Source organism: Bordetella genomosp. 1 (assembly GCF_002261335.1).
GTDB lineage: Bacteria > Pseudomonadota > Gammaproteobacteria > Burkholderiales > Burkholderiaceae_B > Bordetella.
In genome coordinates this window covers 565,930-587,835 of the sequence record NZ_NEVL01000002.1, presented here as the reverse complement: position 1 = coordinate 587,835, position 21,906 = coordinate 565,930, and the positions used below count along the sequence as shown (strand labels likewise).

Annotated in this window: 13 protein-coding genes and 1 other RNA gene; 8 read left to right on the top strand and 6 right to left on the bottom strand. The window is 68.7% G+C overall.

Annotated features, from left to right (window positions below):
• Positions 1-23 precede the first annotated feature (23 nt).
• The 7 genes from CEG14_RS07815 to CEG14_RS07785 are packed head-to-tail and all read left to right on the top strand — an operon-like array spanning position 24 to position 7,440.
• Positions 24-1,019: an alginate O-acetyltransferase AlgX-related protein gene (locus CEG14_RS07815; RefSeq protein ID WP_094825785.1), complete on the top strand. Its 996-nt coding sequence runs from the start codon at positions 24-26 to the stop codon at positions 1,017-1,019.
• 4 nt (positions 1,020-1,023) lie between these two features.
• Positions 1,024-2,226 carry an alginate O-acetyltransferase AlgX-related protein gene (locus tag CEG14_RS07810; RefSeq protein WP_256985603.1) on the top strand — a complete coding sequence of 401 codons (1,203 nt, stop codon included), beginning with the start codon at positions 1,024-1,026 and terminating at the stop codon, positions 2,224-2,226.
• Between the two features lie 16 nt (positions 2,227-2,242).
• Positions 2,243-3,826: an MBOAT family O-acyltransferase gene (locus CEG14_RS07805; protein WP_094825784.1), complete on the top strand. Its 1,584-nt coding sequence runs from the start codon at positions 2,243-2,245 to the stop codon at positions 3,824-3,826.
• Positions 3,827-3,845: 19 nt separating this feature from the next.
• Positions 3,846-4,085: an acyl carrier protein gene (locus CEG14_RS07800; RefSeq protein ID WP_094825783.1), complete on the top strand. Its 240-nt coding sequence runs from the start codon at positions 3,846-3,848 to the stop codon at positions 4,083-4,085.
• A gap of 45 nt (positions 4,086-4,130) precedes the next feature.
• Positions 4,131-5,606 (top strand): AMP-binding protein, encoded by a 1,476-nt coding sequence (locus CEG14_RS07795; protein ID WP_094825782.1) that lies wholly within the window; start codon positions 4,131-4,133, stop codon positions 5,604-5,606.
• Positions 5,603-6,301, top strand: a complete 699-nt coding sequence (locus tag CEG14_RS07790) for an alginate O-acetyltransferase AlgF (protein WP_256985602.1) — start codon at positions 5,603-5,605, stop codon at positions 6,299-6,301. Before CEG14_RS07795 ends, CEG14_RS07790 begins: the two co-directional genes overlap by 4 nt.
• 11 nt (positions 6,302-6,312) lie before the next feature.
• On the top strand, positions 6,313-7,440 hold the full coding sequence (locus CEG14_RS07785) for an acyl-CoA dehydrogenase family protein (RefSeq protein ID WP_094825780.1): 1,128 nt from the start codon (positions 6,313-6,315) through the stop codon (positions 7,438-7,440).
• A gap of 27 nt (positions 7,441-7,467) precedes the next feature.
• Here the strand turns inward: CEG14_RS07785 and CEG14_RS07780 are convergent, their stop codons facing one another.
• The 4 genes from CEG14_RS07780 to CEG14_RS07765 all read right to left on the bottom strand — a co-directional run bounded on the left by CEG14_RS07780 (position 7,468) and on the right by CEG14_RS07765 (position 10,774).
• Positions 7,468-7,866, bottom strand: coding sequence for a RidA family protein (locus CEG14_RS07780; protein WP_094825779.1), 399 nt, complete (start codon positions 7,864-7,866; stop codon positions 7,468-7,470).
• 11 nt (positions 7,867-7,877) lie between these two features.
• Positions 7,878-8,810: a 2-hydroxyacid dehydrogenase gene (locus CEG14_RS07775; protein ID WP_094825778.1), complete on the bottom strand. Its 933-nt coding sequence runs from the start codon at positions 8,808-8,810 to the stop codon at positions 7,878-7,880.
• 198 nt (positions 8,811-9,008) lie between these two features.
• Positions 9,009-9,488: a VOC family protein gene (locus tag CEG14_RS07770; RefSeq protein WP_094825777.1), complete on the bottom strand. Its 480-nt coding sequence runs from the start codon at positions 9,486-9,488 to the stop codon at positions 9,009-9,011.
• 233 nt (positions 9,489-9,721) lie between these two features.
• A complete protein-coding gene (locus CEG14_RS07765) occupies positions 9,722-10,774 on the bottom strand; it encodes a DUF4434 domain-containing protein (protein WP_094825776.1) in 1,053 nt (350 codons plus the stop codon).
• Between the two features lie 782 nt (positions 10,775-11,556).
• Between CEG14_RS07765 and CEG14_RS07760 the strand changes: the two genes are divergently transcribed.
• Positions 11,557-12,783 carry an MFS transporter gene (locus CEG14_RS07760; protein ID WP_094825775.1) on the top strand — a complete coding sequence of 409 codons (1,227 nt, stop codon included), beginning with the start codon at positions 11,557-11,559 and terminating at the stop codon, positions 12,781-12,783.
• A gap of 111 nt (positions 12,784-12,894) precedes the next feature.
• Here CEG14_RS07760 and ssrA read toward each other — a convergent pair.
• Positions 12,895-13,284, bottom strand: a transfer-messenger RNA (tmRNA) gene (gene ssrA / locus CEG14_RS07755).
• Between the two features lie 508 nt (positions 13,285-13,792).
• The gene (locus CEG14_RS07750; protein WP_094825774.1) at positions 13,793-21,703 is read right to left on the bottom strand and encodes a hypothetical protein; all 7,911 of its coding nucleotides are present in this window, start codon (positions 21,701-21,703) and stop codon (positions 13,793-13,795) included.
• Positions 21,704-21,906 lie beyond the last annotated feature (203 nt).

The following is a 21,906-nucleotide window of genomic DNA, read 5'->3' as shown; positions in this document are numbered from 1 at the left end:
CCAATCTGCTTGAGGAGACTTTCTTGAAACCTTCGTTCATCCAATCGCTCGGCGGCCTGCGCCGCCCGCTCGCCGCGGCCGTGCTGACGCTGGCCGGCATCGGCGCGGCCCATGCCCAGGCGGGCTCCTCGATCGTGTTCCAGGGCAAGGACGGCTGGCTGTTCCCCGCCTGGGGCAGCCTGACCCAGGTCGACACCGCGGGCATCGACAACGCCACCCAGCTCATCAAGGAAACGCGCGACGCGCTGGCCAAGCGCAACATCGAGCTGCAGGTGCTGGTGCTGCCGGACAAGACCCGCTTCTACGAAGACAAGATGCCGGCCGACAAGAAGCTGAGCGCCGCGGTGCAGGGCCGCTACCAGCTCATCCTCGGCAAGCTGCGCAATGCGCAGATCCGCGCGATCGACGACGCGGCCGTGCTGAAGAAGGTGAAGGACGGCGGCGCCGACGTGTTCTACCGCAGCGACCAGCACTGGACCCAGGCCGCCGCCGACGCGACCGCCGTGGCCGTCGCCGCGGACATCAAGCAGAACATCAAGAACCTGTCCGGCAAGCCGGGCACGGGCATGGCGCTGGGCAAGGAGTTCAACGAACGCCGCTACGGCGACCTGGCCGAGCTGTTCCTGACCGCCGACCAGCGCAAGCAGATCGGCCGCGACACCTTCACGGTGCGCCGCCAGGCCGAGAACCAGGGCCTGCTCGACGACGCGCCGGCGCCGGTGCACGTGACCGGCCACAGCATGGTCCAGCCCTACTTCGGCTTCCCGCAAAAGCTCTCCAACGAACTGGACCGCCCGGTCTCGGTGAACTGGAAGCCGGGCAACATCGGCCACTGGGTCATGCTGCTCGAATACCTCGAGTCGCCCGCGTTCAAGCAGAACCCGCCGCAGGTGCTGGTGTGGCAGATGTTCGAGCCGGCCTATTCGCAGGGGCCGAACGCGCAGGGACTGTGGGACAACGCCTCCATCATGACGCCCGACACGTTCCGCAGCCGCATGCGCCGCGCCCTGGGGCAATGACACCATGAGCGTGCAAGAGCCGAACGCATCGGGCGCCGAGACCGCGCCGGGCATGGCGGCAGGCAAGCTGGCCGCCAAGGCCGGCGGTCCCGGCATCAAGAAAGCCGGGGGGGCGCCCGCGCCCAGCGGCCCCGAGCCTTCGCACCGCCTGACCGCCTTCGTGGTGGCAGGCCTGCTGGCGGTGGGGGGCGTCTCCGGCATCTGGATGCTGGCGCACGCCAACGTCAGCCGCGACCAGCTCGCCCCGTCCGCCTGGCTCGACGGCCACGCCGGCAACGCGCTGAACGCCGCGCTGCGCCTGCCCATCCAGGCGGAGCTCGACACGACCACGGCTGCCGCGCGCTACCGGCTGCTCGGCGACCTCGGCCCGCAGGTGGCGCTGGGCTGCCCGGACTGGCTCTTCTATCGTGATGGGTTGCGCCCGCAACCGGGCGTGCGCGGCGCCTTCGAAGACCGCATCAAACTGATGCAGCACTGGGTCGACCGGCTGCGCCAGCAGGGCGTGCAGGTGCTGGTCGTGCCCGTGCCCGACAAGTCGCGCATCCAGTCCGACGGGCTCTGCGGCCTGCCCTACGCCGAATCGATGCGCCAGCGGCTCGACGCCTGGCAGCAGGCGCTGGGCAGCTACAGGGTGCCGTACGTGGATCTGCGGCCGGCGCTGGCCAAGGGCGATGCGCCGCGGTTCTTCCATACCGACGTGCACATGACCGCCGTCGGCGCACAGGCGGCGGCCAATGCCGTGGCCGACGCCGCGCTGCCGCTGCTGGGCGGGCGCGGTCCGCAGACGTTCAAGGTCGATCCGCCCGGCGCCCCGGAGCCGCGCATGGGCGACCTGATCGTGCTGGCGGGCCTGGAACACGCACCCGCCGCCTGGCGCCCGCCGCTGGATCAGGAGCCGAAGCAGACCATCGCTCCGGTGCGCGGCGGGGGCCTGCTCGACGACACGCCGCCGGTGGAGGTGCTGCTCGCGGGCAGCTCCAACGGCCTGCGCAGCCTGTTTGCCGAGCGCCTGGGCGATCGCCTCGGGCGCGAGGTCTGGAACCTCAGCATGGACGGCGGCCAGTTTTCCGGCGCCCTGCTGGGCGCGTTCAAGCAGCAACAGAAATGGCCCAAGAGCCTGAAGCTCGTGATCTGGGAATTTTCGGAGATGGCGCTGTCGCTGCCGCTCACCCCGGAAGAACGCACGGCCCTCGCCGCCCTCAAATAACAACGACGACGCCGCGATGCTTTTCAACTCCTATCTGTTCCTGCTGGTTTTCCTGCCGATCACGCTGGCCGTGCACTACGCCGTCGGCGCCATCAGCCTGCGGCTGGCGGCGCTGTGGCTGTGCATCACCTCCATCGTGTTCTACGGCTGGTGGAACCCGCAGTTCGTGGTGCTGCTGGCCGGCTCCATCGCGTTCAACTACGTGGTCAGCCAGATCATCCTGAGCCTCGCGGCGCGGCCCAGGCTGCAGCTGCTGGTGACCGGCCTGGGCGTGGCGGGCGACCTGGTGCTGCTGTTCCACTACAAGTACTTCGTCACGCTGGTGAATTTCCTGCATGGCATGGGGATCGGCAACGGCGGCCCGGTCGACGACATCCTGCTGCCGCTGGGGATCTCGTTCTTCACGTTCACCCAGATCGGCTACCTGCTCGACTGCCGCGCCGGCGTCGTCAACGAGCGCAGCCTGCTGTCGTACGTGCTGTTCGTGACGTTCTTCCCGCACCTGATCGCCGGCCCGATCCTGCATCACAAGGAGATGATGCCGCAGTTCGCCCAGCGCGATAACTACCGCTTCCGCTCGGAGAACCTGTCGATCGGCGGCATGCTGTTCCTGATCGGGCTGACCAAGAAGGTGCTGCTGGCGGACTCGATCGCGCCCTACGCCGACGCCGGTTTCGCCGAGCCCGGCACGCTGCAGTTCTGGGCCGCCTGGGGTGCCAGCACCAGCTACGCGCTGCAGCTGTATTTCGACTTCTCCGGCTACTCCGACATGGCGCTGGGCCTGGCCAAGATGTTCGGCATCCGCTTCCCGCTGAACTTCAACTCGCCCTACAAGGCCTCGAGCATCATCGACTTCTGGGCGCGCTGGCACATCACGCTCACCCGTTATCTCACGGCCTATCTCTACTATCCGGTGGCGATGGCCGTGTCGCGCTGGCGCACCAATCGCGACAAGCCCGTGGGCGCGGCGGGCGTGGCCACGCTCGGCGGCTTCGCCTCCACCATCGTGCTGCCCACGGTCTTCACGATGGGCCTGGCGGGCATCTGGCACGGCGCCGGCCTGCAGTACCTGGTGTTCGGCCTGCTGCACGCGGGCTATCTGTCGATCAACCACGCCTGGCGCATCTTCGTGGTGGGCCGGCAGGCCGCCTCGGCGCGCCAGACCGGCCGCCTGACCAAGATCGGCTACCTGCTGCTGACCTTCGTCGCGGTGCTGGTGGCGCAGGCCTTCTTCCGCGCGCACAGCACCGCCGACGCCTGGCTGCTGGTCCAGGGCATGATGGGCCTGCGCGGCTTTGAAGGGCTGGAGACGTTCTCCTACCTGTCGGGCGTGTCGTTCGCCGACGGCTGGCGCATGCTGGCCGGCCGCCACATCCAGCTGCTGTACGTGATCGTGCTGCTCGCCATCGTGTGGTTCACGCCGAACGCACACCAGATCATGGGCCGCTACTCGCCCGCGCTGGTGCGCGCCAATCCCGCCCCCACGCCGTGGATGCGCTGGCAGCCGAACCTGGCCTGGCTGGGCGTGATGCTGCTTCTGCTGGCGCTGTGCCTGCTGAATCTGCACAAAGAGACCCGCTTCCTCTATTTCCAATTCTGAACCCCGCACTGGAGCCGTCATGGACATGCAAGCACTCGAACAACAAGTCGCCGACATCATCGAAGGCGTGATCCTCACCAAGGTCGATGCCGATACGCTGCTGGTCGAATCCGGCCTGATCGACTCGCTGTCGGCGGTCGACGTGGCGCTGGCGGTCGAGCGCAAGTTCGGCGTGAAGATCCCCCCGACCGAGATCGACGTGCACCTGGAATCGGTGCAGGCGCTGGCGCAGTTCATCGCCGAGAACAAGAAGAGCTGATTGCCGCCCCGGCCGCGGGGCTGACGCCGCACAGGAGTACCGGACATGCGTTTCGACTTCGATCTCTACGATTTCGCCGACCTCGACACGGCCCCCGACGCGCCCGCGATCCAGGATGCGCGCGGCACCATGAGCTGGGGCGAGCTGCGCGCGGCGACCGACGCCTGGATGGCCCGGGCCCGTGCCGCGGGCATCGCCCCCGGGCCGGCCCTGGTGATCTCCGGCCACAAGGAGGCCGCCTTCCTGGTGGCCATGATCGGCTGCCTGCGCATGGGCGTGACCTATGTGCCGGTCGACACCATCAATCCGCTGCAACGTATCCAGCGCATCGGCGAGATCGTGCACGCGCCGCTGCGCTACGACGCCACGGCCGACCGGTTCGAAGCGGCCAGCAGCGATCCGCAGCCGCTCGCGCAGCCCGGCCTGGCCTACATCATGTTCACCTCGGGCAGCACCGGCGACCCGAAGGGCGTGCAGATCGGCCGCGAGAGCGTGGCGCTGTTCGCCGGCTGGATCCGCGACTGCCTGCACCTCGGGCCCGCCCCGGCGTTCATGAACCAGATGCTGTTCTCGTTCGACTTCTCGTTGTTCGACATCTGCGGCGCGCTGGTGCTGGGCGGGGTCTGCGTGCTGTGCCCGCGCGAGGTGATCGGCCAGCGCGACGAATTCGTCGATTACCTGGCGCACAACCACATCGAGGTCTGGGCCTCCACGCCCTCCTTCGTGCGCCAGCAGCTGTTCAACGAGGATTTCAACCACGCGCACCTGCCCGACCTGCGGGTGTTCGTGTTCGGCGCCGAGTCGCTCACGCCCACGCTGGCCGAAGAGCTGTGGACGCGCTTTCCGAGCGTGCGCATCATCAATTCCTACGGTCCCACCGAGGCCACCTGCTCGACCACCTACGTGGAAATCGATCCGGCGATGCGCAAGAAGGCGCCCAATCCCTTCCCGATCGGTCGCGCCAAGCCCTACGCGGAGGTGTTCCTGGTCGACGGCGAGATCTGCATGGCGGGCGACCACGTAATGTACGGCTACCTCAACCGGCCCGACCTCGACCAGAACGTGCTGTTCATGCACAACGGCAAGCGGGCCTACCGCAGCGGCGACCTGGGCGAGATCGATGCCGACGGCCTGGTGACCTTCCGCGGCCGCAAGGACGACCAGATCAAGATGCACGGCTACCGCATCGAGCTGGCCGAAGTCGACGCGGCGCTGGCCACCCTGCCCGGCGTGCGCGCCGGCGCCACGGTGGCGCTGCGCCGCCCGGACGGCACGCTGGTGCGCATGATCGGCTTCGTCGAACTCGCCCAGGCGGGCGCGCCGGGCCTGAGCCCGCTGCCGCCGGCGCTGGCCGACTGGAAGCAACTGCTGGGCGTGCGCATGCCGCCCTACATGATCCCCTCGGAACTGATCGCGTGCGACCTGTTCCCAACGACCAACAGCGACAAGGTGGACCGCAAGAAGCTCGAGCGCATGTATCTGGACGCGCGCACGAGCAAGGCCACGGAGAAAGCAAAATGACCCGAGTTTCCCGACCGCAAGCCGGCCTGCAGGCCGCCACGATGGCCGCCGCGCTGGCCGCGCTCACCGCACTGGCCGCGCCCGCCGTCCATGCCGAGGGCGCCTTCGCCCAGTTGTACGCGGCCCGTCCGCCCGTCGGCTCGTCGTTCGTGCGCCTGGTGAACCCCGGCACCGACCCGATCAAGGTGAAGCTGGCCAACGGCCCCGAGCAGGAAATCGGCCCGAAGCAGCGCGCCAGCAGCTACGCCATCGTCAAGGGCGGACAGACCTTCGACGTGACGATCAACGGCAAGCCCGCCGGCGCCTTCGAAGTGGGCCCCGACACGTTCAACACGCTGCTGCCCACGCCCGGGGCGGCCCGCCCGTTCCAGGTGCTGGACGACACCAACGGCAACCAGGATGCCCTCAAGGCGGAAATCCGGTTCTACAATCTGGCCAAGGACTGCCCGGCTGGCAGCCTGACGGTGGTGAGCGGCCCCACGCTGTTTGCGGACGTCGCCACCGCCACCTCCAAGGCCCGCGCCATCAACCCCGTGACCGCCTCCCTGACGGCCACGTGCGGCCAGGCGGTGAGCCAGACCTGGGCCCTGCCCGCCCTGCAACCCGGTGACCATTACAGTCTTTTCCTGACCGGCAGCGCCACCGCTCCCCAATTGTCGGGCCAGACCGGCCGGACTGATGCGTACACCCGCTAGGCTGTCATTGCATGCGCAACGTTTTTCGTGACGATCACGAGCTGTTCCGTGACCAGGTTCGCCGCTTCATCGATGAAGAGATCCGGCCGCACTATGCCGACTGGGAACGCGCCGGCATCACCCCCCGCAGCCTGTGGCTGCGCGCCGGCGCCGAAGGCCTGCTGAACTGCTCGCTGCCCGACCCCTATGGCCTGGGCGGCGACTACGGCCACGCCGCCTGCGTGATCGAGGAACTGGCCCGCGCCAATTTCCTGGGCATCGGCTTCTCGATCCACTCCGACATGGTGTCGCCGTACATCATGCGCTATGGCACCGACGCGCAACGCGAGCGCTGGCTGCCGCGCATGACCAGCGGCGAGCTGATCGGCGCGATCGCCATGACCGAACCCGGCGCCGGCAGCGATCTCAAGGCGATCCGCACGCGCGCCGTGCGCGAGGGCGACGGCTATGTCATCAACGGCCAGAAGACCTTCATCACCAACGGCGTGAACGCCGGCCTGGTGGTCGTGGCGGCCAGCACCGATCCCGACCTGGGCGCGCGCGGCCTGTCGCTGTTCGTGATCGAGGAAAACACGCCCGGCTTCACCAAAGGGCCGGCGATCGACAAGATCGGCCAGCACGCGCAGGACACCTGCGAGCTGTTCTTCACCGACGTGCGGCTGCCGGCCGACTGCCTGCTGGGCGAGGAAGGCAAGGGCTTCGAGTACATGGGCGAGCAACTGGCCGGCGAACGCCTGGCCATCGCCCTGCGCGCGGCCGCCTCGGCCGAGGGCATGCTGGCCGAGGCCGCCAGCTACACCCGCGATCGCAAGGCCTTCGGCCGGCGCGTGTTCGACTACCAGAACACCCGTTTCAAGCTGGCCGACGCCCAGGCCCAGCTCACCATGCTGCGCGTGTTCCTCGACGACTGCCTGGCCAGGGAAATGGCCGGCACGCTCGACGCGCTGACCGCCGCCGTGGCCAAGCTCAACGCCACCGAGATCCAGGGCAAGGTGCTCGACGACCTGGTGCAGCTCTATGGCGGCTACGGCTACACGGCCGAATACGGCATCGGGCGCGCCTGGGCCGACGCCCGCGCGCTGCGCATCTTCGGCGGCACCAGCGAAATCCTGCGCGAGATCATCGGGCGCTCGCTCTGAGCCACGCGTGCAGCGACCGTGCCCGTCTCAGTGCGAGCGGGCCACGGCCACGCACTTGATCTCCACCAGCAGGCCGGGCCGCGCGAGCTCGCTCACGCCGATGCAGGTCCAGGCGCAGATGCCGCGCGGGAACACGCTGTCCTTGATCTCGCGGAACACGTCCATGTGGCGCGCCATGTCGACGTGATAGGTCGTCATGTCGACCACGTCTTCGAAGGTGCAGCCGGCCTCGGCCAGCACCAGCCTGAGATTTTCCCAGGCCGCCACGAACTGCGCGGCGGGGTCGGCGATCACCTGCAGGTCGGCCGTGCGGCCGACCTGGCCCGCGCAGTACACCGTGTCGCCTACCCTCACCGCGGGTGCATAGCCGGCACGCTGCGCCAGCGTCTGCATGGCGGCGGGAATCAGGATCTGGCGGTCGGTCATGGCAGGGTTCCTCAGAGCGGCGTGACGGCGCCCTTGCCCGAGAAGTGCCCTTCCATGTTGTCCAGGAAGATCGTGAACTGGGCCGCCACGGCTTCGGGCGACCAGCCCGCCATGTGCGGCGTGAGGATCACGTTGTCCAGGCCCACGAGCTCGGCGGGCGGCGCCGGCTCGCTCTCGTACACATCGATGCCGGCGCCCGCGATCGTGCCGGCCGCCAGCGCCGCCGCGAGCGCCTGCGTATCGACGATGCTGCCGCGCCCGACGTTCACCACGAAGCCCTCGGCGCCGAGCGCCTGCAGCACCTCGGCATTCACCAGATGGTGGGTGGACGCGCCGCCCGGCGCGGCGCACACCAGCACGTCGCACCATTCGGCCAGCCCCAGCACCGTGTCGAAATACCGGTGCGGCGAGCCGGCCTTGGCGGAGCGGTTGTGATAGCCGACGGCCATCCGGAACGCGCCGGCGCGGGCGGCGATCTTGTCGCCGATCGTGCCCATGCCCAGGATGCCGAGCCGCTTGCCCGACGCGTTGGGCGGCAGCGCGATCTGCGTGCGCCACACGCCCTCGCGGCAGAGCCGGTCGAGCTCGCGAAAGTTGCGCATGCACGCAATCATCAGTCCCATCGCATGATCGGCCACGCACTCGTCGTTGGCGCCTCGCCCGTTGGTGACCACGACGCCGCGGGCCTTCGCGGCCGCCACGTCCAGGTTTTCGTAGCCCGCGCCCATGCAGGAGGCCAGTTGCAGCGCCGGCATGGCGGCGATCTCGTCGGCCGTGAGACCGATGGTGCCGATCGTCACCACCGCCTGGAAACGCGCGCCGTGCTGGGCGATCGCCGCCTGGCGCTCGGCCGGCGTCGGCGCGTAGGTCACGTCATAGCGTTGCCTCAGGGTTTCCAGGTTGGCGGGTGCCACCGGGCACAACACGAGCAGAGCGGTTTTCATCTTGTACGGCGTATCGGTGTAGGGTCGCGCGTCCTGCGACGCGGCAGGTCGGTCGGGCCTCGATGGCGTCACGGCGAGGCCGCGCGCGCCGCCGAGTCTCGCGCCCCGTCGGCAGGTCCGGGGCTGACTATAGGCCTTTTCGTGGCGCGTGTCGTGCCTGCGCCGCGGGCCTCGCGCGCCGTCGCCGCGCAGGCCGGATCAGCCGCGGCGCGCGGCCTCGATCGCGGCCACGTCGATCTTGCGCATGGTCATCATGGCGTCGAACGCGCGCCGGGCGACGGCGGGATCCGGATCGGTGATGGCGTCGGTCAGCACGCGCGGGGTGATCTGCCACGACAGGCCCCACCTGTCCTTGCACCAGCCGCACTCGCTCTCCTGGCCGCCGTTGTCGACGATGGCGTGCCACAGCCGGTCGGTCTCGGCCTGGTCGTCGGTGGCGATCTGGAACGAGAAGGCCTCGCTGTGCTTGAAGGCCGGCCCGCCGTTCAGGCCCAGGCATGGAATGCCGGCGACCGTGAATTCCACGGTCAACACATCACCCTGCTTGCCGGCAGGATAGTCGCCGGGCGCATGCATGACGCGGCCGACGCGGCTGTCGGGAAAGGTGGCGGCATAGAAGGTGGCGGCGTCGAGCGCGTCGCCATCGAACCAGAGACAGATGGTGTTTTTGCTGACCATGCGGCGACTCCTGATGCGCGGCGCACCGGCGCGCGCGGCGAGGGCGAGCGTGACGCGGCGCGGGCGGCGAAGGTGAGACGCGCGGCGCCGGCGAGCCCCGGGCGGGCGCACGCTCGGACGCCCCGTACCCGGTATGCCGCCACGATACTCCCGGAGTACGGGCGCGCGGGCGCCGGATGCGTAGCCAAATGTGTGGCGCGGCCGCGCCAGACGGGGCCGGAGGACGGCCCGGCTCAGAAGTAGGAGCGGCGCCAGCTGCGGCGCAACGCCCGCGCCCGCTCGTCGTCGTTGGTGACCCAGGGATCGACCGCGAACCCCACGATGTGCTCGGCGCCGGTCTGTGCCGCCCATTCGAGCTGGCGCTGCACGCGCGCCCAGTCGGCGGACTGCGCGCGGAAATCCGTGCCGTCGTTCTTCTCCGAGGGCAGCTCCTCGAACAACTCGACGATCACGTCGAACGGCACGCCGCGCTCGCGCAGCATCTCGATGAGCGGCGCGACCTTGCTCAGGTTGGGCCAGCCGGCCACGCCCACGCCGTCCTGCACCATCGGCCGGATCTGCGCGCGATCGAGAATCGTGGACCACAGCTGCCGCAGCGTGCCCTGCGTCTCGAGCCGGCTGAAGTAGGTGGACATCGCGGGCGCACCGCGGCCCGCCTGCTGCGCGCCTTGCGACAGCGCCTGCAGCCACGTGCACAGCAGGTCCTGGCGCGCGGGCTCGGCCCAGTGATATTGCTCGAGCTCGTAAGGGATGTACCAGCCCGCGAAGCGGCGCCGCTGCGGCCAGGGCGCCGATGCCATGAAGGCCAGCGCCTCCTCGCGCGAACGCGTGAAGAAATCCTGCAGGCCGCGCGGATCCTGCTGCAGCGCCGCCCACCAGCGATTGTCGAAGGGCAGCCCCACCCGCACGTTCATGCCCTGCACCCCGGCGGTCTCGAAAATGGTTTCGAGCACCTCGTCGGGCACCCGCCATTCCGGATCCTTGCCGCCGTACAGACCGACCCATTGCAGCACCACCTCGCGGCACCCCAACGCATGCATCTCACCCATGCGGCGGCGCCATTGCGTGCGGGACAGGCTCAGGTGACTCTGCCAGGGCTGCAGGAAACTGCCCTGCAGACCGGGCCCGGTGCTGCACCCCGCAAGGCCGGCAAGCCCCAGCGCCGCGGGCCCCAGCAGCACGAGCCGCAGCAGCCGACGCCGCGCCTCGCTGGCGGGAAGCGCAGCGGCATCGCTGTCGGCCGGCGCGCGGGAAAGACGGTTCAGGGAGGGCAGATCAACGGGCATCGTGACTCACGAAAACGTGTCCGGCCCCGCGGTCGCCCGCAGGACCTCGAATGCCGATTATGCCCTGCCCCCACGCGCATTTGCGGTCCGCCTCACCATCCTGAACGTTTGCGTACACCCATGTTTCAAACGCGCCCGCTTCATTGCCGCACATTGCCGATTGTGTGGCGCTCGGGAGGGCTTCCGGGGCCGCGCCGCAGTGGTTGCGCGCGCAGCGATCCGGTCATGGGGCCCGCGCTGGCGGCACAGACCGGACGGCGCTGCCGCAGACGCGCGGGCGCCGGTGCGGCGGTGAGGCGGCGGCATGGACGGATTCGCAGGCGGAACGGGTGGCGGCGTTGCGCGGCAATCAAGCGAGGCGGCAACGGCGACAGAGGCCAAAGCAGCATTCAAGCGAAGGCAGCGGCGGCGACAGCGGCCAGAGCAGCATTCAAACGAAGGCAGCTGCGGCTGGAGCAGCAATCAAGCGAGGCGGCGGCAGCGGCCAGCGCACTCGCGGATCCGTGCGCCGCTCGGCGGCCCAGTGCAGCCGCGCGCATCTTCTGGCAAGATGCGCGCTGCGTGGCGACGTTGCTTGGATGTCGGCGTATTATTCCGACTGAGCGAACAGTCATTCCGAATCGCCGGCCTTTATCCCGTCACGAATCGGCTTTACAGTAGTCACACTACCCGCCGCCGCATCGCATTTCTTCCGCGGCGCGCCTCCTGCCCCAAACACCACCTCCATCAGCCCGATCTTCGGGCCAGTCCGCGTTGCCCTTTCGCGCAGCGCAGGGAGCCCCATGCTATTGCCCATCCTGCTCTTGTCGGCAGCCGGTTTCACCGTGCTGACCACCGAATTCCTCATCATCGGCCTGTTGCCGCCCATGGCGCGCGACCTCGGGGTCAGCGTCTCGCAGGCCGGCCTGCTGGTGTCGCTGTTCGCCTTCACGGTGGCGGCCGCCGGCCCGTTCCTCACCGCGCTGATGGCCAACATCGAGCGCAAGCGCCTGTTCATCGGCGTGCTCATCGTCTTCGGCCTGTCCAACGTGCTGGCCGCGCTGTCGCCCAACATCTGGGTGATGGCGGTGGCGCGCTTCATCCCGGCCCTCACGCTGCCGGTGTTCTGGTCGCTCGCCAGCGCCACCGCGGTCGAGATTGTCGGCCCCGCCTACGCGGGCCGCGCCATCTCCACCGTCGCGTTCGGCATCGTGGCCGCCACGGTGTTCGGCATCCCCATCGGCGTGCTGATCTCGGATGCATTCGGCTGGCGCGCCGCGTTCTGGGTGCTCGCGGCCGTGGCCTTTGCTAAGGCGTTGCTGCTGTTCGTGTACTTCCCGCAGAAGCGCATCGTGGGCGAGACCATCCGCTTCGCCACCCAGCTGCGCGTGGTGCGTGACCCCATCGTGGTGGGCAACGTGGTGTTGTCGCTGCTGATCTTCACCGGCATGTTCACCGCCTATACCTACCTCGCCGACATGCTGGAACGCCTGGCCGGCTTCGACGGCAAGATCGTGGGCTGGAGCATGATGGCCTTCGGCGCCATCGGCATCCTGGGCAACTGGATCGGCGGCCGCATGGTCGACAAGAATCCGCTCGGCACCACGACGCTGTTCGCCGCGCTGATGGCGCTCGGCCTGAGCTTCGTCACGAGCGTGATGCACAACCACCCGCTGCTCGCGCTCACGCTCGGCCTGTGGGGCATCTCGCAGGCGGCGCTCTTTATCGTGTGCCACGTGCGCGTCATGAAGTCGGCTCCGCAGGCGCCCGCGTTCGCCGCCTCGCTCAACATCTCCGGCGCCAACATCGGCATCGGCCTGGGCGCCGTCGTGGGCGGCGCCATCATCGACCGCCTGGGCCTCGCCGCCCTGGGCTGGAGCTCGGCGCTGATCCTGGCCGCCGCCCTCGTGGTCGCCATCGTCCTGATGGCCGCCAGCCGCCGCGCCACCGCGCGCCCGGCCGCCACGCCCGACGCCATCGCCGCCGACGCCTGCCCGGCCGGCACCGCCTGCGCCGACAGCCGCGGCTGATTCCCGCCGCGCCCCGGCCCGGGCGCTTTCCCGATCCCTGAAAGACAAGCAAAAAAAAGAGCGGTCCGGTTGCCCGGGCCGCTCTTCATCACTTGCTTGCGCCTGCAAATTTGGTGGAGCCGGGGGGAATTGAACCCCCGTCCGCAAGCCCTCCGCAGTCAGTTCTACATGCTTAGTCGATCTATTTGGATTTAACCCTGGACTTAGCCGATCAACGGGCCGGACCAGAGCGATTCACGTAGTTTAAGTCTGAGCCGTGTGACCCCAGCGCAGACCGATTCCTTGTGAAGGACGCTGCTGCGGTTCGAGGGTTGCCCCCCTAGAGAGTTGCCTCTCTCCGCCTGACCCAAGGACAGATCAGTGCAGCGGCTCACCGCTTAAGCGGCGAGAGCGAAACGCTCGTCGTTGGCGTTTAGTTTGTTTCCAGTGGATTTACGAGCTTACTGGTGCTCGGCATGCCCTGAGCTGTTTCATGACCCACGTCGAATCCGGATCGGCCCCAGGTGAACTTCATATTGTACGTCAAAATCGTGCCACAGTCCTGTGGCAGCACGGCGCCGGGGCGGATGCGGCCCCGGCGCGAACAGCGCTCGTGTCCCGCACGCCAGCGGCATCGAGGCGCCCCGCTCCCGACCCTCGTCGCGACAACGAGGCCGGGCGCTGCGCGCAGCGGCTCCAACGCGCATGCGCCCGGGAAACGGCACCACGCCTCTTTGGCACGACGACGCAAAAAAAGCGCCGAAGGCGAGGCCTTCGGCGCGAAGCATCGTGCAGGGTACTGCGTTTCCATGGGGTCCGGGTCCATGGTCCTTGCACGATCCGTGCCCGATGACGCCGCTGCCCTGGAGGAGACCGGCACAGCGCATCAGTGGGCGAATGCTACGGGCCCGCCGGGCCGCGAAATCACGTAGATCCTCGCCGCGGCGCGGCGGCGCAGTGCGCGAACGCGTCGGCCGGGGAGCCGAACGCGATCGCGACCGCATGCGAACGCACACGAACGGGCGCGGGGCTACACGATCAGCACCCCGGTGTTCACCAGGTTGTTGACGTTGGTGTCGAGGTCGACGCCGGTGAGGAAGATCTGTTGCACCGTGGTGCCCGCGCCGGCGCCGTCGACGTCGATGGTGATCAGCGTGCCGGTGGCACCCACGTCGGATCCGCGCGCGCCGGCAGGCGCGGTGACCCCGGTCTGGACCGAGACCCAGTCTTTCAGGTCGTTGCCCGCCACGTATCCTTCGAGCAGACCCTGGATGTCGAGGTGATCGGCGATGCCGTCCCCGCCGAAATCGCGGATCACGTCGAGCGCGGTGCCCTGCGTGCCGGCGTCGCCGCGCTGCCAGAGGAAGGTATCGGCGTCTTCCATGACGCGCCTCTCGTAGCCACCGCCGCGCCCGTACATGATGTCGTTGCCCGTGCCGCCCACGATGAGATCGTTTCCGACCATCCCCATGATCAGGTCATTGCCGGCGCCGCCATGGATCTGGTCGTTGCCGGCGCCCTGGTCCTGGGCGAACAGGTCGCTGCCGCCCTTCGCGCCATCGACGAAGGCGGTTTCCACCTGGGTGATCGCGTCGGTGACCTTGCCGGTGTTGTCGAACACGAAGCCGGGGTTGTTCTGGCCCGCTCCGTCGACCTCGGCGGTCACGGCCTCCTGAGGGCGGCCGCTGCCGACCCCGACGCCGAACCCGGAATCGTCCGCCGCGCCGGGCGCCGTGTCGCCGTTGCCCATCGTCGTGCCATGGCCCGCGCCGCCCTTGTCGCCTCCGGCGCCTGCGCCCACACCGCCCGCGCCGCCGGTTTTGAAAGCCGACACGCCCGCGCCACCGCCGCCGCCGCCGAACCCGCCGTTGTTCAACACGGGCCGCTGCCTGCCGTCGCTGCCGAAGCCGTCGCCGAACAGGATGTCGTCGCCCTGCCCGCCGTAGATGATGTCATCGCCCGAGCCCGGCGCGCCACCGAACCCATTGGTCAGGTTCAGCCCACCGCCCGACCCATCGCCGAAGATCAGGTCGCGGCCGTTGCCGCCGACCAGCGTGTCCGCGCCGCCCTGGCCGGAGCCGGGCATCTCGTTCGAGCCCTTCCAGCCATCGCCGGACGGATCGCCCCACAGCGCCGTGTCGGGCTTGGCGAGCCACTGGCCGTTGCTGTCGTGGAAGCCGGGCTGCGCACCGAGCTGGATGTCGATGACGTCGCCGCTGGCGCGATCGGTCACGGTGAAGCTGGCATGGGCAAAGGTGCCGGCCGTGTCCTGGCCGGATTGGGTGTAGCTCACCCGGATCCTGCCGGCCACCACGTCGGCGAGCGTGAAGGTGTCCACCGCCTGCCCGTCGCGGGTGAACGACAGGTTGACCGCCTTCGATACGTGCACCTGCGTGCTCGCGGCATCGTGATAGCCGGAGAGATTCAGGTGGGCGAGCGTCAAGGCCTGGCCGGTGGTATCGCCATTGGCCAGCACGTTGGCCTGCGGCGCGTCCGGCGTGCGCGAGGCGTCGAGCGTGAAGGCCAGGGCCCCGGCCGAATCCCAGTGCAAAACCTGCCAGTCGAGCGATCCGATGGCCTGCACGTCGGTGGTCGCGCCGGCGGTGTCGGTCTTGCGGACGCGCACCATGCCCTCGTCGTAGTGCTGGCCCTGCAGCAGGAAGGTCTTGACGCTGGCGTCGAAGCTGCTACTCCAGCTGGCGCCCCCATCGAGCGAGTACTGCCATTGCTCGCCCTGGCCCACGCCCGTGACCAGCATCGTGCCGGAGCGGCTCACGCCGTCTTCGGGCGTGCCCAGGTCGTTGCGCAACTGGACCGACATGCCGGTGGTAACGGTGATCGGCGCGGTGTTCCATGTCAGCTGCGACACGTTGCCGGCGCGGTCGAACTGGCGCACCCCGACCTGCCCCGCCGCATGGCTGCCGATCGCAAGTGCGAACTCGGTGCCCGATCCGGCGACCCAGCTGGCGCCGCCGTCGACCGAATACTCCCAGGTCCCGCTTGCCTCCAGGCTGCCGACGGACACGGCGCCGTCATGGGTGACGCCGTTGCGCGCGCCATGCAACAGCAGCTCCGGCGCGTCGGGCGCCTTCGTATCCACCGTGAACGGTTGTCTGTAGGTGATGACCGACGACATCTGGCCGCTGCGCGGATCCACGAATCGCACGGCGAGCGCGTCCAGCGTACTCCGGTGGTTGTAGCTGCCGTCGGGCACGACGAAGCTGTCGCCAACGGCGGGGCTCCACGTCTTTCCGCCGTCGAGAGAGTATTCGAGCCGCAGGTCGGCGGTGCCGCCGGACACCTTGAAGGTGCCATCGTTCGTCACGCGATCGCTGGCGCTGCTGCCGGTATCCTGCACCAGCGCCGGGCTCGGCGTCTTATCCATCAAGCCATCCAAGATTTCGTAGCGCTGCTTGTTGCTGAGGATATGGCCGTTCTTGTCGCGCGCCTGGATCTGGTCGACCTCGTAGGTGCCATTGCGCGCCCGGAACTCGTGCGACGAAGGCTTGCCCCGGCTCCACGTCTGGCCGCCGTCGAGCGAGTATTGCCATTGCCCGTTGTCCCTGCCGGAGAAGACCATTCTGCCGTCGGCGGTCACGCCGTCCGTGCCGCTCTCGCCGGTGTCGGCCTTGAGCTGCAGGGTGAGGCCGAACTGCGAGATCGCCAGCGTCGTGGCCGGCTCCGCCTCGGCCGAGCGGACACCGGCGGCATCGATCTGGCGGACCTGCACGGTGCCCTTGACGTAGGTGCCGTCGGTCAGCGTGAACCCATCGCCGACCCCGGCCTGCCAGGTCCGGCCGTCGGTGGTGTACTCCCAGGTGTTGCCGGCACTCACGCCCGACACCTTGACCAGGCCGTTCTTGCTGATGCCGTCGCCCGGGGTGTTGTCGTCGTCGGCAAGCGCCACGACCGGCGCCGGCACGCCGATGAACAACGCGCCGGCGTTGCGGCCCACGGCCGAGACGTTGCCCGCCGCGTCCGTTTGCCGCACGCGGATGGTGTCGGCGGCGTAGCTGCCCAGGGCAAGCACGAAATTGTCGCCGGAGCCTGCCTGCCAGCTGGCGCCGCCATCGGTGGAGTACTCCCAGCTTGCGCCCGCTTCGATGCCGGCCACCGAGATGGTGCCGTCACTGCTGATGCCGTCATTGTTGGCGGGCCCGTTGTCGTTTTTCAGCGCGAAGGTCGGCGCGGCCGGGGCGGAATGGTCGACGATGAGGGTGCGGGTGGTGTTCGTGAACTCCACGGGCAGGCCAGACGAATCGGAGACGGCACCACGTTTGGGCTCCACCTGCCGCACACGCAGAAAGCGCAGGTCGTAGCGGCCCTCGTCGAGCGTGAATTCGTCGCCGACGCCGTCGTACCAGATATTCCTGCCCAAGGTGTATTGCCAGGTATTGCCGGGGACGACCGCCGAGGTCAGTTTGAACGTGCCCTGGCTCACGAAGGTCCCCGCCTCGGCGCCGGCGGCGGTGCCGCTCTTCAGTTCGAACGTGACCACCGGCTGCGAGTTGCTCGAATCGATGTCGAACGTGCTCGTGTTGCTGACCGTGTTGTAGTTGCCGGCTTCGTCGGGCGCGCCGCGCACGACGATCTGGCCGGGCTGATACACGCCATCAACCACGGCAAACTGGTCTCTTTGCCTGTCCAGGCGCGCCGCCAGCTTCCATGTCGCCCCACCGTCGGTCGAGAACTCCCAGTTGATGTTTTTTCTGCCCTGCCATTCCACGGCGATGTAGGTCTTGTTGGTGATGCCATCGGTGTCGCTTTCGCCGGAATCCTCGACCAAGCGAAGCCGCGCGGGCGTCTGCTCGACAGGCGGCGGGGTCTGGTCGATCGTGATGGCGGTGGCAGGCTTTCCGATGGCGGAGCCGTTGCCGTAGACATCGGACTGCCGCACCTGCACGGCGTCGGCTGCGTAGCTGCCCTCCTTCAACGTGAACGTGTCGCCGCTGCCCTGCGTCCAGCTTGCGCCGCCATCGGTGGAATACTCCCAGGTGTTGCCGGCCCCGACGCCGGTCACGACCATCGTGCCGTCGCGGGAGATCCCGTCTGTGGCCGACGCACCGGTGTCGTTCTTCAGCGCCAGCGTCGGCGCGTCGAAGCCTGAGGTCGGGGGTGTCTTGTCGATCGTGATGGCGGCGGGCGTCGCGCCCGACACGGATGTGTTGCCCGCGGGATCGACCTGGCGCACCTTCACGTTGCCGGCCGTGTAGTCGCCTTCGGGCAGGTCGAATTCGTCGCCCGAGCCCGTCTTCCACGTGGTGCCGCCATCGGTGGTGTATTCCCAGCCGTTGCCCGGCGTCACGCCGCTGACCTTCATGGTGCCGTCTTTGGACAGGCCATCGCTGGCGCTGCTGCCGGCGTCATTCTTCAGGGCCACGCTGGGCGCGTCGAACCCGGAGGTGGGCGGGGTCTTGTCGATGCTGATGGCCGTCGGCGTATCGCCCGCGGGGGATTTGTTGCCGGCGGGGTCGATCTGACGCGCCTTGACCTTACCCGCCTGATAGTCGCCCTCGGGCAAGGTGAATTCGTCGCCCGTGCCCTTGGTCCAGCTGCTGCCGCCGTCGGTGGTGTATTCCCAGCCATTGGCCGGATCGACGCCGGTGACCTTGATCGTGCCGTCGTTCGACAGGCCGTCGCTCTGGCTGCCGCCCGCGTCGTTTTTGAGGGCCACGCCCGGGGCATTGAAGCCGGACGTCGGCGGTGTCTTGTCGATCGTGATGGCCGAAGGCGAGTCGCCCGACGCGGACGTGTTGCCCGCGGGATCGACCTGACGCACCTTCACGTCGCTCGCCTTGTAGTCGCCTTCGGGCAGGTCGAAATCATCGCCCGTGCCCTTCTTCCACGTGCTGCCGCCGTCGGTGGTGTATTCCCAGCCGTTACCGGTGGTGATCCCGGTGATCTTCATGGTGCCGTCGTTGGACAGGCCATCGCTGGCGCTGCCGCCGGCATCGTTTTTCAGCGCGACCGCAGGCGCGTCGAAACCCGAGGTCGGCGGCGTCTTGTCGATCGTGATGGCCGCGGGCGAGTCGCCCGAGGCGGATTTGTTGCCGGCCGGGTCGACCTGACGCACCTTCACGCTGCCGGCTTGGTAATCGCCCTCGGGCAGGTCGAATTCATCGCCCGTGCCCTTCTTCCACGTACTGCCGCCGTCGGTGGTGTACTCCCAACCGTTGGCCGGATCCACGCCGGTAACCTTCATCGTGCCGTCGTTGGACAGGCCGTCGCTGGCGCTGCCGCCCGCGTCGTTTTTCAAGGCTACGCCCGGGGCATCGAAGCCGGAGGTCGGCGGGGTTTTGTCGATCGTGATGGCCGAGGGCGAGTCGCCCGCGGGAGACGTGTTGCCCGCGGGATCGACCTGGCGCACCTTCACCGCGCCCGCGTTGTAGTCGCCCTCGGGCAGGTCGAACTCGTCGTCCGTACCCTTCATCCACGTGGTGCCGCCGTCGGTCGTGTATTCCCAGCCATTGCCCGACGTCACCCCGGTGACCTTCATCGTGCCGTCGTTGGACAGGCCATCGCTGGCGCTGCCGCCCGCGTCGTTCTTCAAGGCCACGGCGGGCGCATCGAAGCCGGACGTGGGCGGGGTCTTGTCGATCGTGATGGCCGTCGGCGTGTCGCCCGCAGGGGACGTGTTGCCGGCGGGATCGATCTGACGCGCCTTGACATCGCCGGCCTTGTAGTCGCCTTCGGGCAGGGTGAACTCATCGCCCGTTCCCTTCGTCCAGTTGGCGCCGCCGTCGGTCGTGTATTCCCAACCGTTGCCCGACGTCACGCCGGTGACTTTCATCGTGCCGTCGTTGGACAGGCCATCGCTGGCGCTGCCGCCCGCGTCGTTTTTCAAGGCCACGCCCGGCGCATCGAAGCCGGAAGTCGGCGGTGTCTTGTCGATCGTGATGGCCGAGGCCGAGTCGCCCGAGGCGGACGTGTTGCCCGCGGTGTCGACCTGGCGCACCTTTACGTCGCCGGCCTTGTAGTCGCCTTCAGGCAGGTCGAATTCATCGCCCGAGCCCGTTTTCCACGTGGTGCCGCCGTCGGTGGTGTATTCCCAGCCATTGCCGGGCGTCACGCCGGTGACCTTCATCGTGCCATCGTTGGACAGGCCATCGCTGGCGCTGCCGCCCGCGTCATTCTTCAGGGCCACCGCGGGGGCGTCGAAACCGGAAGTCGGCGGGGTCTTGTCGATCGAGATGGCCGAGGGAGCGTCTCCCGATGGCGAGGTGTTGCCGGCCAGATCGACCTGACGGACCTTCACCGCGCCCGCGTTGTAGTCGCCTTCGGGCAGGTCGAACTCGTCACCGGTGCCGGCTTTCCACGTGGTGCCGCCGTCGGTGGTGTATTCCCAACCGTTGCCCGGCGTCACGCCGGTGACCTTCATGGTGCCGTCGTTGGACAGGCCATCGCTGGCGCTGCTGCCCTTGTCATTCTTCAAGGCCACGGCGGGCGCATCGAAGCCCGAGGTCGGCGGAGTCTTGTCGATCGTGATGGCGGTGGGCGTGTTGCCGATGGGGGAGGTGTTGCCGGCCGGATCGATCTGGCGCGCCTGGACATCACCCGCTTTGTACTGGCCTTCGGGCAGGTCGAATCCATCGCCGCTGCCGCGGGTCCAGTGTTGGCCGCCATCGGTGGTGTATTCCCACTGATGGGCCGGGTCGACGCCCGACACGGACACGCGGCCGTCGTTCGAGACGCCATCGCTGGCGGAGCCGCCCGCGTCGTGCTTGAGCTTGACCACGGGAGCATCGAAGCCGGAGGTCGGCGGGGTCTTGTCGATCGTGATCGCGGCCGGCGTGTCGCCCGCGGGAGAGGTGTTGCCGGCCAGGTCGACCTGGCGGACCTTCACGTCGCCCGCGTTGTAGTCGCCTTCGGGCAGGTCGAACTCGTCGCCCGAGCCGGCCTTCCAGGTAGTGCCGCCGTCGGTGGTGTATTCCCAACCGTTGCCCGGCGTCACGCCGGTGACCTTCATGGTGCCGTCGTTGGACAGGCCATCGCTGGCGCTGCCGCCGGCGTCGTGTTTCAGGGCCACGGCCGGGGCATCGAAGCCCGAGGTCGGCGGGGTCTTGTCGATCGTGATGGCCGTGGGGGTGTTGCCGACGGGCGATTTATGGCCGGCCGCATCGATCTGGCGCGCCTTCACGTCGCCGGCCTTGTAATCGCCTTCGGGCAGATCGAATTCATCGCCGGTGCCCGCCTTCCAGGTGGTGCCGCCGTCGGTGGTGTATTCCCAGGTGTTGCCGGGATCCACGCCCTTCACGACCATCCGGCCGTCGTTGGAGACGCCATCGCTCGCGGATCCACCCGCGTCGTGCTTGAGGGCGAGGACGGGTGCTCCGAGCCGGGCGGGCGGCGTGACGGGCTGTGGCGCGCTCGGGGTGCTTGCGGTGTCGTCGTTGTCGTGGCCACCGCCGCCGGACGCCGCGGCGGCGACGCCCGCCACGCCCAGCGCGCCCAGGCCCAGCACCGTCCAGGGTGACAAGCCCGCCGGCGCCGCACCGGCGGCAACGGCAGCCGTGGCGGGGGCGAACTCGAGCATGCCGCCCGCCACCGGCGTGGCCTCGGCCAGCAGCGCATCAGCGGCATCGCCCAGCATGCCGTGCAGGGCTTCCGGCGAGCCGTAGGCATAGACGACATCCGCGCCGCCGGCGGTTTCGGCGGTGAGGGACACCGGCTCGGCGGCCGCGCCGTCGACCAGAATCTCGCACTCGCCATTGACGCATTCGGTGTAGAAATTCTCGACCCGCACGGACGTGCCGTCCGCGTATTTGAGCTCGAGGGCCTCTCCATCGCGGGTGGCGACGACATCTTCGGCCTGGCCCGGGGCGGCCTTGTCTGCCAGGGCCAGGCGCTGGCCCTTGGCGATCTTGACGACGGCGTGCTGGCCCGGCTCGACCGGCTTGACGACTGCCCCGCCGGCGGCAACGTTGGTGATCTGAAGCTTCATAGGATGGTTTCCGTGACGAGAGAGGATGCGGCGTGAGGGCGCAGCCCGGATGGCAAGGTGATGCAGGAGAACGATTCGGACGCCGGGCTGGTGCGGAGCCGCGGTGTAGCGGCTGTGATGCTGCGCGGATCAACGGGCATCGAGCGCGGGCCGCGCGGGCACCAGGGCGGCGTCAGTTTTCGCGAACTTCCCTGCCCGAAATG